This is a genomic window from Paenibacillus sp. S-38 (assembly GCF_049942825.1).
Lineage (GTDB): Bacteria > Bacillota > Bacilli > Paenibacillales > NBRC-103111 > Paenibacillus_G.
This window is the reverse complement of record NZ_CP187970.1, coordinates 7,296,814-7,312,134: the sequence shown is the minus strand read 5'-3', so window position 1 is coordinate 7,312,134 and position 15,321 is coordinate 7,296,814. Positions and strand designations below refer to the sequence as shown.

Annotated in this window: 7 protein-coding genes and 1 pseudogene; 6 read left to right on the top strand and 2 right to left on the bottom strand. The window is 39.5% G+C overall.

The features are described 5' to 3' along the window. Positions 1 to 59: 59 nt before the first annotated feature. Positions 60 to 938, bottom strand: coding sequence for an aldo/keto reductase (locus ACP26L_RS31890; RefSeq protein WP_426449624.1), 879 nt, complete (start codon positions 936 to 938; stop codon positions 60 to 62). Positions 939 to 1,006: 68 nt separating this feature from the next. Then, positions 1,007 to 1,300 (bottom strand): hypothetical protein, encoded by a 294-nt coding sequence (locus ACP26L_RS31885; RefSeq protein WP_426449623.1) that lies wholly within the window; start codon positions 1,298 to 1,300, stop codon positions 1,007 to 1,009. 34 nt (positions 1,301 to 1,334) lie between these two features. Here ACP26L_RS31885 and ACP26L_RS31880 point away from each other — a divergent pair. The 6 genes and pseudogenes from ACP26L_RS31880 to ACP26L_RS31855 all read left to right on the top strand — a co-directional run. Beyond that, positions 1,335 to 2,133: pseudogene (locus ACP26L_RS31880) on the top strand (IS30 family transposase); the annotation flags it as partial. Positions 2,134 to 2,413: 280 nt separating this feature from the next. Further along, positions 2,414 to 3,025 (top strand): hypothetical protein, encoded by a 612-nt coding sequence (locus ACP26L_RS31875; RefSeq protein WP_426449622.1) that lies wholly within the window; start codon positions 2,414 to 2,416, stop codon positions 3,023 to 3,025. 20 nt (positions 3,026 to 3,045) lie between these two features. Next, entirely contained in the window at positions 3,046 to 3,639 is a 594-nt protein-coding gene (locus tag ACP26L_RS31870; protein ID WP_426449621.1) for a hypothetical protein, read from the top strand. 1,219 nt (positions 3,640 to 4,858) lie between these two features. After that, entirely contained in the window at positions 4,859 to 8,890 is a 4,032-nt protein-coding gene (locus tag ACP26L_RS31865; RefSeq protein WP_426449620.1) for a fibronectin type III domain-containing protein, read from the top strand. Positions 8,891 to 8,952: 62 nt separating this feature from the next. After that, on the top strand, positions 8,953 to 9,795 hold the full coding sequence (locus ACP26L_RS31860) for a hypothetical protein (RefSeq protein WP_426449619.1): 843 nt from the start codon (positions 8,953 to 8,955) through the stop codon (positions 9,793 to 9,795). Next, positions 9,722 to 15,307: a polymorphic toxin-type HINT domain-containing protein gene (locus tag ACP26L_RS31855; protein WP_426449618.1), complete on the top strand. Its 5,586-nt coding sequence runs from the start codon at positions 9,722 to 9,724 to the stop codon at positions 15,305 to 15,307. The genes ACP26L_RS31860 and ACP26L_RS31855 overlap by 74 nt, the downstream gene beginning before the upstream one ends. Positions 15,308 to 15,321: the final 14 nt, after the last annotated feature.

The following is a 15,321-nucleotide window of genomic DNA, read 5'->3' as shown; positions in this document are numbered from 1 at the left end:
AGGGATGCCCCCGCCATAACGGCTGGGGGCATCCCTGCGCTGCTGCTGTAAGCCGGACGCTAAGCGATCGACGTTGGAGCGTCAAACGGCGAGGCGTATCCAGTGATCCCGGAGAGGATACGCCGGGCCTCTTCGTCCGTCATGCTGCCGAAGCGCTGCGCCGCATCCACGATCTTCGGGAAGAGGTGCACATCGCCGGCTGTCGCGAAGCCGACCACCGAAGGGAGCGAGAGCACGAAGTGCACGCACGCGTCGAGGACCTCCTGCTGGTGGAAGGGCTCGTACCACGTGGCGAAGTCACGCTGCTGGTCCGGGGCCCACGGGCCCTTGGCGACCGCCTTGATGACGCGCACGGCGGTGTTCTGCCGATCGGCTTCCTGGGCCAGCCGATCGAAGCCTTCCTTGTACTCGGGCAGCGAGTACAAGTAGTAGTTCAGCGGCAGCAGCACGGTGTCGAACGGGAAGCGGCGAAGCGCTTCCAAATGCGTCGCCGGCGCGCCGTGGCCGTGGCCTGTGATGCCGATGGCGCCGACCAGGCCTTCGTCGCGGGCTTCGAGCAGCGCCTCGAGCGCGCCGCCGGAGCGCGTACAGGCATCAAGCTCGCCGAGATCGCCGACGGCGTGAAGCTGGATGAGGTCGAGGTAATCCGTCTGCAGCCGCTCCAGCGAGCGGTGAATCTCGGCCTTGGCCTTATCCTTCGTGCGCTCGCCGGTCTTCGTCGCGAGAAAGATCTGCTTCCGGATCTTCGGCATCCACGGGCCCATCCGCAGCTCGGCATCCCCGTAGCTGGCGGCGGTGTCGAAGTGGTTGACGCCGTTCTCCAGCGCATGTGCGATGGAAGCGTCCGCTTCCTCCTGCGAGACATTGCCCAGACTGGCCGCCCCGAACATGACGACGGAGCTCTCGTGGCCGAGCCGTCCTACTTTGCGTGTTAACATGTGCATCTCCTCCTTTCCTTAAGCTTACCGCAGTTTGTTCGGAAGATAAACAATCAGTTGTAAACGATTTAGATGTACTCGACCTGCTCCTCGTAGTTCTCCATGCGTTCATACCGCATCCAGCTGAAATCATCGAGGCCGGTCAGGGACTTGAAGGTGTCGACATCGGCGCCGCCCTCGAAGAACGAGTCCGCGGTCAGCAGCCCGCGCAGCGCTTCTACGGTTTCATCATCGAAGCCGAACAGCTTGAAGTCTTCGGCATTCACGGTCTCAAAATGCCTCCGCACGGCAGCAGCATAATTGTCAGCCTGGACAAGTTCGTCCTCGATCTGTTTTTGAACGGCCTCGCCTTCTTGGGTCATCAGAAAGGATAGACGTTTGTCCGGATACCAATGTTACGTTGCCCAGCCAGCCCAAAATGCGTATCACAAACGAAGAATGGCTAGTGTACCGGCGGGCAAATTTACTTCGGAGCTTGCAGCAGAGGTGCAAGAGAAATTAGAACAAACCTGGTCACCCGAGCAGATCGCCGAAAGACGCAGATGCGAAGGAAAGCCATTGGTTTGCTTTAAGACGATCTACAGATGGCTCTATGACCGCCGGCTGTCAGTTTCAGAGACAGATGTATTGCGTCATAAAGGAAAGCGGCGGCAACCCCGGGAAACAAGGGGAAGGTTTCTGGTCGGGACGTCGATCCACCAGCGCCCCAAAGAAGTGCGCAAACGTACAACCTTCGGACATTGGGAGATCGATACCGTGGTCTCCAGTCGAGGAAACAGTAAGGCCTGCGCAGCTACGTTCGTCGAGCGAAAGACATGTCGCTACCTCGCTATAAAAATGCCGGATTGTACGGCACATTCGATGGAGGTGGCCTTTGGGGTGGCTGTGAGCCAATATCCGCAGGGAACCTTTCAGACGGCAACAACCGATCGGGGAAAAGAGTTCGCCTGTTATGCTTGAGCACCATCATAACATTAAGGTTTATTTCGCAGATCCCTACTCTTCTTGGCAGCGAGGCTCTAATGAGAATGCAAATGGACTTCTACGGGAATTTTTCCCCAAAGGTTATGATCTGGCCACGGTTACGGATGAAGAGTTGGCAGAAGCCATCGATCTGATCAATCATCGCCCACGAAAATGTCTCGGGTGGCGCTCAGCTCACGAAGCCTTCATGGATGAGGTGTCGCACTTAGCTAGACAATCCATCAAAACAAAAAGTGCTCCAGGTCTGGCCAGTTCTCATCTTAATCGTACCAAATTGGAAAATCGACCCTGACTGACCTCTAAATTCGGTTGTCTAATTCTTAACAGTGAATTCTACAAAATTCTAGCATAAAATAATATGATAAAAACTGCTTTTTGAAATGGAGTATAAATATTACAAATAAGCCGATACTCCTATTTAAAATATTAAAATTATCTGTTACATTTCTCTAGCTAGCTAGGAACAAGAGACATATAGAGGAGTGTAATTCATGAAGAGAAAGATAGCAAAATCTTTGGCTTTAACACTTATGGGGGCTACATTATTAGCAACAGGGGCAGCTTACGCCGATTATGGTAAAATTCATATATTCACTGGAAGTAATACCAATGCGCCCTCATTTCAATATTGGGTTGATTCTTCCGTTAGTACTTATGGTTATACTGATCATGTTAGAAATGCAGCTGTCCAGTGGAGTGCGGTAAGTTCTTCCAATGCCAATCTCTGGCAAATAACTGATCCAGCAAGTGCTCAGATAAAATACTATGTTACGCAGAAAGAACTACCATCGGGTGTTGGTGGAGCAACAGACTATTGGATGAGGAATGGAAGTCAAGTAGCATGGACAAGTGTCCGTGACGGTTCTAACTTTAATTTAGCAAGAGTTCGTATTGATGATGGCAACATGGATGCCCAGAATGTTGCTAATGCTGTTCGTTATAAAACTACTGGCCATGAAACTGGTCATGCACTATGCTTGGATGAATTTAACCTCGTCGTTGGTTCTAGTGCTCATACTGGTTCTCATTGGATGATGCAGGGTCAAATTCCCCTTCAGTATCCAACAACTTTAGATGCTGACCATCTCAGCCAAAAATACTAATTAAAGGTGGGCGATCATACATGAAATCAAAAAAAATTGTTGTTATTGCTAGTATATGTGCAGTATGCTTCGGTGGAGCTTTCAGCGTAAATGCAGCGTTAGACAATAAAGTCACAGGTAAAGAACATAATGTATCATACGATATGATTACATATGATGATATTGATCAATTGTCTAAAGACACAAGCCTAATCGTTGAAGTAAATGTAACAAAAAATATAATTGAAAAACAGATTACTACAGCTGGTAACTACCAAGAAACATATATGCAACGTGAAGTAAAGATAAACAAGGTTTATAAAAACGAGGCCAATAAGACGTTAAATAAAGTTATTAATATAATTGAACCATTCCATTATGTTGATAATGGAGTAATACCCGGTAAAACGTTAGTTTCAGCTGAAAAATATGAGCCTTTAAAAGAGAATTCCAAATACGTACTATTTTTAAATTGGTCGGAAGAAAGACAAGCTTACTGGATTCATTCTGTCTACTACGGTAAGGTAAACCTAGATGATACAGATGAATTCCAAAAAACACTCTATGCGAATGATGAGAAGTATAAAAAAGTAGTTGAAGGTGTTAGATCTAAATTTAAGAACATAACTAATTAGAGAAAGCTTTCCTGAAGTTCAACGGATCTCCCAAAGTACCAGTGTAGCCCTTACAAAATAAGTAAATTAAGATTTTACGGGAGACTAAGCTGTAATCGGACTTCTTAGCTTTTTGTTTTAGAATTCGCCTCTAGGTTCCCTATAAAGAGGATTTAAACTGCAATCGCCGCTACTTTGCCTTCTTGGCTAAGTGGCGGCGATTTTCTTTATGTTCTATGCAGTTACGGTCATCAACGCCTGCCCCTCGACTTTTTCCATAATCCGAAACCGGCAGTAGCAAGGCCTATGGAACTCTTTGGTATCTGGGAATCTTCGCTCATCGTTTGCACCGATACAGATAATTTTCTGACCGGTAACCGGCTAAGCTCGTGTGTTTTGGATAGGGGCAGGTCTCAAGTGCGGACAAGTTATGCAATGGCTTTGGTTAGACTTATATTCACGATAGCCATCCCGGTTAGTGGTGTAATATCTAAACCCTTGCTTGCCAGGTCTGATCGAAGACTGCCAGACGGAGATTTACCGCGATTCTTGTTCTTTGGTTGGGTAGAAAACAGATGCGGAGATTTGTGCCTGAAACGTTTATCCGTGCGCTCCGGTCGGGTCGTTTAACTCATTGAATTACCATCAGTTTGTACTCAGATGTAAAGAATGGCACAGTGCGCGTGGGAGGAAAAGGCATCCACACAACGATAGAACGGAAAGCGAATTGACATAAAAAAGCCGAATTTCTTGGATATTGCCGCATAAACAGCAATCCGTACTTTGTAGGCACAGGGCTTCTGCTTTACCCAGCAGATCAAGTCATTCCTGAAAACCATATGCAATATGTCTTCCTCTCTTTTCCCGTTTATGGAAAGGACCACTCGCAAAGGTACTTAACAGTAAAAAACGTAGTTATAATTACTCGTTTTTTATTGAAACATGAAAAATATAATAATTAAAACCTTATAATTCAGGTCTAATTACCTGTATATATTATTTTTATTTTAAAATTCCAAGGGAATATTAGGAATTTGGTTATTAATCCTATATTAAATTCTATAAATCGACAGCGAATAACGACATGAGAAACATCTTATAGCATATATAATGTTAAAGGTTGTTGTCGAAAGATTGGAAGTAAGATTCTGCTTACACATTGAACGATGAGGTGATCTATGTTTTTCTGAGTGAGAATTGAATTTATTTATTAAACGTTACTGAATATGGAGGAAGATCGATGAGTTGTAGAAGAAAAAAATTTTATCAGTTTTTAATACTATCTTTAATTGTTTACATTGCTTCTGGATTTAGCAATCCCATTACTTTTGTTCATGCTACAGATTCTCAAGCACCCAGGCCTCCCCAAAATTTAGATTTCTCAGAAATTACGAATTCATCCGTTACATTAATATGGGAACAATCAAATGACAGCAATGTGAAAGGGTATAGTGTATTCCAAAACAATCAAAATATTGGAACTGTTACTGGTAATACGTATACTGTTGTAGGATTAAAAGAATCAACGGCATACTCTTTTTTCCTTAAAGCAATCAATGAGGTGGGTAATACTTCTGAGGGCAGCAATGTGATAAATATAGATACTGGTGTAAGTGGAACTAATGTGATACAACCGTCATTCACTATAGCCTCCACTACTTCTTTATTTTCCTTTGAGATCGAGGATTTAGTTCAACGCGATTCAGGTAAACTGACAACCACCTATACGACTGAAACGGCAAGCGGTGGAAAGTGGGAGTATTACAACTCTAATACAATAGGCGATTATGTTGAATATGAGGTAAACGTACCGCAAGCAGGCACCTATAAGCTGAAGACGGTCTATCGGACTGGGGATAACCGAGGAATAGTCAAATTAACAGTGGACGGAAAAGAGCAAGGGTCACCACTGGATCTATACAGTAGTGCAGCACAGTTCCAGGAAGCGGACTTTGGAAGTATAACCTTTGCAGCCCCAGGTATAAAGGTAATCCGATTTACAGTAACGGGGAAAAATACAAGCAGTACAGATTACAAGCTGGGATATGATGTCATCAAGCTTGAATCGGGTAGTACGGATACTACAGCACCAACGGTGCCAAGTAATATTATTGCAACAAACAAAACTAGTAACAGCATCACACTAGGCTGGAACGCTTCAACGGATAATGTAGGGGTAAGTGGCTATGAAGTATATCGGGGTACAACACTAGTAGGAGTGGCAACGGGAACCACATATACAGTGACAGGATTAGCAGCAAATACCACGTACAGCTTCACTGTGAAGGCGAAGGATGCCGCTGGAAATATATCACCGGCTAGCAGTGCTTTGAGTGTAACGACTGTAGGACAGAGCTATTCCTTTGAGATCGAGGATTTAGTTCAACGCGATTCAGGTAAACTGACAACCACCTATACGACTGAAACGGCAAGCGGTGGAAAGTGGGAGTATTACAACTCTAATACAATAGGCGATTATGTTGAATATGAGGTAAACGTACCGCAAGCAGGCACCTATAAGCTGAAGACGGTCTATCGGACTGGGGATAACCGAGGAATAGTCAAATTAACAGTGGACGGAAAAGAGCAAGGGTCACCACTGGATCTATACAGTAGTGCAGCACAGTTCCAGGAAGCGGACTTTGGAAGTATAACCTTTGCAACCCCAGGTATAAAGGTAATCCGATTTACAGTAACGGGGAAAAATACAAGCAGTACAGATTACAAGCTGGGATATGATGTCATCAAGCTTGAATCGGGTAGTACGGATACTACAGCACCAACGGTGCCAAGTAATATTATTGCAACAAACAAAACTAGTAACAGCATCACACTAGGCTGGAACGCTTCAACGGATAATGTAGGGGTAAGTGGTTATGAAGTATATCGGGGTACAACACTAGTAGGAGTGGCAACGGGAACCACATATACAGTGACAGGATTAGCAGCAAATACCACGTACAGCTTCACTGTGAAGGCGAAGGATGCCGCTGGAAATATATCACCGGCTAGCAGTGCTTTGAGTGTAACGACTGTAGGACAGAGCTATTCCTTTGAGATCGAGGATTTAGTTCAACGCGATTCAGGTAAACTGACAACCACCTATACGACTGAAACGGCAAGCGGTGGAAAGTGGGAGTATTACAACTCTAATACAATAGGCGATTATGTTGAATATGAGGTAAACGTACCGCAAGCAGGCACCTATAAGCTGAAGACGGTCTATCGGACTGGGGATAACCGAGGAATAGTCAAATTAACAGTGGACGGAAAAGAGCAAGGGTCACCACTGGATCTATACAGTAGTGCAGCACAGTTCCAGGAAGCGGACTTTGGAAGTATAACCTTTGCAACCCCAGGTATAAAGGTAATCCGATTTACAGTAACGGGGAAAAATACAAGCAGTACAGATTACAAGCTGGGATATGATGTCATCAAGCTTGAATCGGGTAGTACGGATACTACAGCACCAACGGTGCCAAGTAATATTATTGCAACAAACAAAACTAGTAACAGCATCACACTAGGCTGGAACGCTTCAACGGATAATGTAGGGGTAAGTGGTTATGAAGTATATCGGGGTACAACACTAGTAGGAGTGGCAACAGGAACCACATATACAGTGACAGGATTAGCAGCAAATACCACTTACAGCTTCACTGTGAAGGCGAAGGATGCCGCTGGAAATATATCACCGGCTAGCAGTGCTTTGAGTGTAGCGACATTATCTACCCCCGATACAGAAGCGCCTTCAACGCCTATCAATCTTGTTCTTTCAAGTAAGACAGCAAACTCTGTCACAATAAAATGGAGTTCTTCCACAGATAACGTAGGTGTTACCGGGTATGATATATATCGTGGAACTAACTTAATAGGATCAGCTACAAATACGTCTTATTTAATTACAGGATTGACTGAAAATACGAGTTATAATTTCTCAGTGGTTGCCAGAGATGCAGCAGGAAATCGTTCTATATCAAGCAATGTGTTGAATGTTAAGACTAATGAAACAACGCCTCCATCAGCTCCAGCCAATCTAGGATTAGATGGTAAAACGGGTACAACTGTTACATTAAAGTGGAGTAGTTCAACCGATAATGTAGGTGTCACAGGCTATAATATATACAATGATTCAAACTATATCGGGTCATCGTCTGGAACGTATTATAAAGTAACAGGGTTAAATGGATTGACGACATATAGTTTTAGTGTCAAAGCTAAGGATGCTTTCGGAAACTTATCAACATCGAGTAATATTCTAAAGGTAACAACAGATGAGTCTACTCCTCCAACATCACCGCAGAATTTAGTAGTTACTGATAAGACGGGAACTAGTGTTTCGCTGGCTTGGAAGCCTTCAACTGATAATATTGGTGTTATAAGTTACTATATTTATAATGGAACAACTTTTATTGGGAATACCTCTAATCTCAATTACACAGTCACAGGTTTATCTGGATTGACTGCGTATAACTTTTCTATAAGAGCTAGGGATGCGGCAGGAAATGAATCTGTTTCAAGTAATGTAGTTAACGTATCGACGCATGAAGCAGTCCCGCCTACTATTCCCGCTAATATATCTGTAAAGAGTAAAACTGGAACAAGTGTAACCTTAGCTTGGAATGGTTCCACAGATAATGTCGGAGTAACAGGATACTCTATATATAATGGAAATAGCCTTGTAGGTACAACAGCTAATACAACTTTTACCATTGAGGGATTAGTGTCATATACGAATTATACTTTTACTGTAAGGGCCAATGATGCTGCGGGCAATCTGTCTAATCCAAGTAATTCGGTTAATGTAACAACTAATGATATTTTAGCACCTACAGCAAATAAAATAAGTGGTCCAAGTGAGGTTCCGTTTACAGACGGCGGTTACTTTGAGTTGCTTGCAGAAGGGGTAAGTGATTTAGGTACAGGCGTTGATAGTGTAAAGTTTGCTACCTGGACGGAGTCAAGTGGGCAGGATGATCTAATATGGCATGATGGCTCTATTCTTAGTAATGGCGATTGGTCAACAAAGGTTTATTTAAATCAGCATAAGAATGAGCAAGGTAAATATATCATTCATGTTTATGCTTATGACAAGTCGGGGAACAGCCAGATGGTTGGATCATTTAATGTCATCGTTCTGACAAATTATTATGAGTACTTTTATGACCGTTCTGGACGTCTAGACTATATTAGGCTGCGTAGTGGAGAGATTCTGGATTTCTATTACGACAACAATGGAAACCTTCTGAAAAAAGAATTACGAAATCCGTAAATAATAACTTTGTGCTCAGTGGTTAATCCCTGACTGCATAATTTAAAGGAGAATATGTATCAATGAGAAAAAGAAATAAAATAATATGCATTATTTTATCCTGCAGTCTTATGGCGACCATGTTTACCAGTGTTGCTTCCGGAAACGGAAGAAAAATATTGGATTACTTAAATGAGAAAAAAGAAATGATACCTTCAGTACGGAATGAGATTAAGATTAAACAAGAACCATTAGTAGATATCAATGAATTAAAGAACGTAGAGTCAAATTCATCTGGAGAAAATCAATTAGTAAATTCTGAGAAACCGAAAGAAAGTAAAGATAATTTTAATTTCAACCAAGAAGATGTTAAATCTTTAATAGAAAGCGGCCATTCATTAGAGGATATTATCAAGGCAGATGCCCTAGGAAATAAAATTATGGCTGATCCAAAAGAATTGTTACATGAGAAAATGGAAAACAACAAAAATTGGGAAGATATTGAGAAAGAAAGTGTTGAATCAAGTACAAAAGAAAATCTGGAAAAACTAGTTAAGGCACATCCGGAGGTTGCAGAAAAGTTGGAGTTTGAAAAGAACTTCTCACCTAAAGAAAAATTAGGTTTGCTCTCCTATTACGATAACTTAATAAATTCGTCTTTAACAATAGAGGAAATTATTAAAGAGTATAAGAATTCTGGATATGAAGGACTATATAAACTTGATAAAAAGAAGAATGAAGAAATGAATGTTTCTGAAAATAAAAATATTTCGAAGAAAAAAGATGCTAATCCGATTGATGAAAAACTAAAACAAAAAATTGAAAAATTAGCTGAAGTCACTGGAAAGTCAAATGATGAATTATATCAAGGGTTTAAGGAAGCACAGAACAAGATCAAAGGAGATAAAAATAAAACAAATGAATAGTTTAATTAAAATGAGTTTTGTTCTTACAATTACACTATTAATGTCTTTAAGTTTAGTTAAGCCTTCATTTGCTGAAGTTAATATTAAAGATTTAGAAGGTGTGCTAAACAACTTTGTTGCTCCTCAAACAGTAAACCAATCAAATAAACCTTTTTTAGCTGATAATAATCAGGTGGTAGAGAATGTAGATCCTCAAACGGGTACATTAACAATAAAAGAGACAGATATTTTTCTGCCAGGTAAGGATGGTCTTGACTTGCCAATTACCAGAATATATCAGTCCAATCAGGCGGAATTAGGAACAAAAAAAGTACAAGTTAACGCAACTAGTTCATCATCAATTGAATACACTAATGATTGGTTTCTAATAATGATATTTTATAATGTTCCAGGCAATTATTGGTATTCAACTTCTAGCAAATTTAGCGATCCGATTTATGCTAGAGAGATAGGAGAAAGGTTTAAAAACTCCAATAACCCCAACGACATTCTATTTAATTATTATCTTGATCGTGAAACTCAGACGGTTACCCAATATACCACTTCAACGTTAAATGAATTAGGGAAACAAAACTACCTTAGAACTCGCTTTGATCTCGGTATTGGTTGGTCGTTTGCGTTTCCTTCGGTACAAATTGAACAAAATGAAAGTACTAAGTATTTGTTCTTTCATGATGGCGCTGGAGCAGCCTACAAAGTTAATTTTACAGATGATTTATCCGATAGTAATTTGGAAAAATATCAAGGTAAAAATGTTCAATTTATAGAAGATAACGGAAGTTATTCAAATGGTGAGGTTAACTCAAAATACACATTTAACAATATGAATGAGCATAAAAAGTACTACTTTTCTGAGGATGGAAGATTAATTGGTATAAAAGATAGGTTTGGAAACGAAATCAAGTTTAATCATGTTATGAGGCAGATTGGGGAAACATCTCATCCGGTTATATCAAAAATAGTGGATAGTATAGGGCGAACAATTGATTTTACTTATGAAAATTCAATAAATGACGCTACATTCGATGGAGAAGATATAGTAGTTAAAGTAAGTGATCCTACTGTATCTGAGAACTTATCCATTAAATATACTAAGGGAAGAGTCTCAGTTAACTATAAAGATCCAAACAATCTTACTCAAGAATCAAAAGAGCCAATACTAGCTGCTGTAACAGACGCCGAGGGAATAAATACCGAATATCAGTATAAATACGATACAGTTAAATTCCGGTATGATACTAAAGATTTAAGTAATTATGCTAATACTGCATTGGTTTCACTGGTCAGCATAATAAATCCCCATTCTAAAGATAATTATGAGTATGAGCCAGTAAATAGGAACCTCGGGCCTACTGGGGCATTTACAGCTTATCGTGTAAAACAAAGATATTCTCAAGAAAGAAGATATAATTATGAGAATAATTCAAATCAAAGTTACTTTACTGGTGATTTAAACCATGTAAACTACTACTACGAAGGAGATTATACTGGCTACCCTACCCATAATGTAGAGGAAACTGTGCCAGATAGTTATACATTCAGTTTTGAATCTCGTACCTCTAACGGAATTAGAAACAAAGTTATTTCGAATGGAAAAAAACAAATAGTAAGTTCAGAAATTTTTTCGCAGAACGGTGAAAGTATACTAACTAAAAATCTAGAATTTCATCCGAGCTTTAATTATTTACCAACCAAAATAGAGAAAATTGAAAAAAAAGATAATACTAATATTAGAAATTTATTTATTGGATACACGTATAATGATATAGGGAAAATCGAAACAGAAACTCAACCTTTGACTGCTGAGCAATTCAGCGATGATACAATAAAATCTCGACACACAACAACTTATAAATATGATGCAAATTTTAAATTTCCAGAGAAAAAAATATGGTATCAGAGTAACGAAGTTCAATTAAGTGAAAGTTATTTGTATGATAACCTCGGAAGAATAAAGGTTAGCACTAATGCCAATAGTGAAGTTACAGAATATAATTATTCACAGGCGCCTGAGGGTAATGTTGTAGAGGTAACTAGGAAACTTGAAAATGGAAAGATTGCAAAGAGTAAAATTATTTTTGGTGAAGAAACACGAAGAGCATACCCTACAAATATTCTGACAAGTTATACCGATAATGATGGCAATATAAAGAATGTCTCAGCAACGAAATCATATAATTTATTGCTAGGGCTAGTTTCTACGGAAACAGATAGTAAGGGTAATACATTCAAATATAAATATGATAAACTTGGGCGACTAATGTCAAAAGATCATCCGAATTTTGACATGGTCGGTGGTAATCCTTCATACGAAGCAAAGGAAATATATGAATATTCTACGGGTACTACAAATGACAAATTTAATGTTAACAACAAGTACCTACTAACAAACAAGATTTACTCTTATACATTGATTACTGATAAGAGTGATAATACCTCTCGAAAATATAATGAAAGAGAGCAGTATTTTAACTCAAGTGGAAACTTAATAATGTCTTCTCTTTGGGATTACTGGGAAGGATATTGGATTGATGAATATCAGTATAATTATGATTCTTTTATGAGACCAATCTTTCAAGTGGATGCTGAGGGAAATAGTCAGACATATAGTTACGATTCTTGGGGCAATCGTTCCGAATGGACAGACCCGCTAGGAAATATATACAAGATAGAATATGACATGACTTCACAAAAGACTACAAGTTTCTTTTTGTCCAAATCCAATATCGAACCTTACCAGCAGAGTAAGGATAATAACTTCAAGGAGAATGTCCTAGAAACATATATTGACAACTTGGGTAGAGTTTCAAGTCGGGAAGCATATCCTAATTGGCCTGATAGATCCGATGCAATTACGGAGTCTTATAAGTATGATATATCAGGTAATATGGTAATGTATATTGACCCTATGGGGAATAAGAAACAATACTCCTACGATTCATTAAATAGGATTGCACACATAACGGACCCCATTAACACAATTGATTACTCATACACAACACTAGGAAACCTTAAAACAATAACTCAAAAAGATGATAAAGATAGTTGGACAGTAACTAAAGATTACGATGAACTCGGTAGAACTACTAAGAGTATTGATGCTGCTTCTTTAACCGACTTTTACAAGATTGATTCAACTGGTTTAGTTGAAGAAAGTAGGGACCCTAATCAGGTAATATTAAAAAATACTTATGACCAATGGAGTAGGTTGACTTCTGTAAAAGGGAATTCAACTGAATTCAAGCATTATTTCACCAGTACTCCCTTCGGAGTAGAGGGTATTGAAATGTATGACAATTCATTGCCGGATGCTATTAGACTTGTACTATATGGATATAATGCTAACGGTCAAATTAATTCTATTGGTAACTACCATGAGGATTACGGCAACTATTTGCTTACGTTAAATTATAGTTATTATGATAAAATTGGTAGAATAACAGGCATTGAACCAGCACTTGGCTCATATACTAAATACAAGTATGAGGCAAGCATGTTAAAAAAGATACAAACGAATGGTAGCAATGTTGAAGATTCAAGTGAAAATTCTAATATTGTTTATGATTATTTTCCGGATGGGAAAATTAAGTCAGTTACTTTCCCTAAACTGAATGACGGTACATTTTTAAAATCAGAATATAGTTATGACAAAATTAATCGTCTAAGGAATGTAACAAACCTTAAAGGAACACAGAAAATATCTAATTACGCTTACCAGTACGATAAAAATGGAAATATAAAAGCAATAACTGATGATTTTGGAACTACGATATATAACTATGACCAATTAAATAGATTAAGTGAAGTAATTAAGCCTAATGGGGAAAAGGAGTACTATACTTATGATGTAAGAGGAAATAGAAAAACATTAAAAGATGATAATAACATTTTGAATAACAGTAAGGTAGAATACAGATACAACGAATATAACCAGCTCTTAGAGTCCATAGATCAATATGGTAATAAAACTATATTTCAATACGATCCTAGTGGATTGAGACTGCGAAAAAAACTTCATGATGGTCAGGTGACGAATTACAATTATAGCACAGAAGGAAAGTTGATCTTGGAGACGAATGTTTCCAATTCCCCAAAAGCCGAGTATGTTTGGGGACATAACAAGGTCCTTGTAAAAAAGGATAGGACAAATAACAACGATTACTATTATTTATATAATGGTCATGGTGATGTTGTCCAAATAGTTGATAAAAATGGAAATGTTGTCAACAACTATGCTTATGATGAATGGGGCAATATCTTAAATCAGAGTGAGGGGGTCTCAAATTCATTCAAATATGCTGGAGAAGTGTTTGACCCTGAAACTGGTCTTTATTACCTTAAATCGAGATATTATGATCCAAGTACTGGAAGATTTATAAATAAGGATACGTATGAAGGCGATATTACAAATCCACTCAGTTTGAACTTGTATACCTATGTGCATAACAATCCACTGAGTAACGTTGACCCAACTGGGCATTGGTGTACCTCTGTTGATGGATTATGGTCCCATGCTGGTGGGTGTGATGACGGAACAGATGGGAGTAAAGGATTAAGGTATTGGGGGGAAGGGTATTCAGACGATTCCTTACACAATGGTGAGAGGGAATTTAGAAATGGAAAACCTTATGGTGATGTTCTTTATTTTGATCATCTTTTAACCCAGGACAGTGTTAGAGAAGATGAGCAAACTGGTGCAATTATAGATTCACTTGGTGGTGCAGGTGGGATCGTTAAAGGTGCAGTAAAAGGTGCCTTTAAAGGCGTTATAAAGAATGCTGTAAAAGAATGTAATTGCTTTACAAGGGGTACAAAAGTATCCACAGACGAAGGGGAGAAGGATATCGAAGACATTGAAGTCGGAGATATGGTTCTCTCGAAGGATGAGACGACTGGTGAGCTGGCTTATAAAGAGGTTACTGCTACGTTTAACCATGAAACGGATGAGATTTATCAAATTCATGTGGGCGATCAAGTCATTGAATCGACCTATAACCATCCGTTTTGGGTAGAGGGCAAGGGATGGACGTATGTTAAAGACCTTAAGGTTGGAGACTTGCTTGTTCAGAGTAACGGGAATACACTCAAGATAGACAGCATCGAATTGTTGCACAAGCAAGTAACGGTGTACAATATGACCGTTGACGAGTTCCATACGTACTTTGTCTCCGACCTTGGGATTTGGGTTCATAATACAGGTCCTTGTATAAACATTACAGCAGGAAAAAACTTCAAGAGTCACTTTTTAGATCATAAAAAAATTCTTGAAAATGCCCTTGGTACAAAGTATTCAAAACTTAAAGAAGATGGCCCTAGATTTTTAGCTGACATTGGAAAAATGATTGATGATGGAACAGTTAAATTTGTAGGTCAGGGCACGTTAAATAAAAATTCAGAGGTATATAATATCTTTAGAGGAAATGGCATGACTGTGGTGACAAAACCTAACGGTGAGTGGGTTACATTACTAGATTCGGGTAAAGGAATGGACCTAAATATTTTATTTAAATAACATGTAAGTGAGGT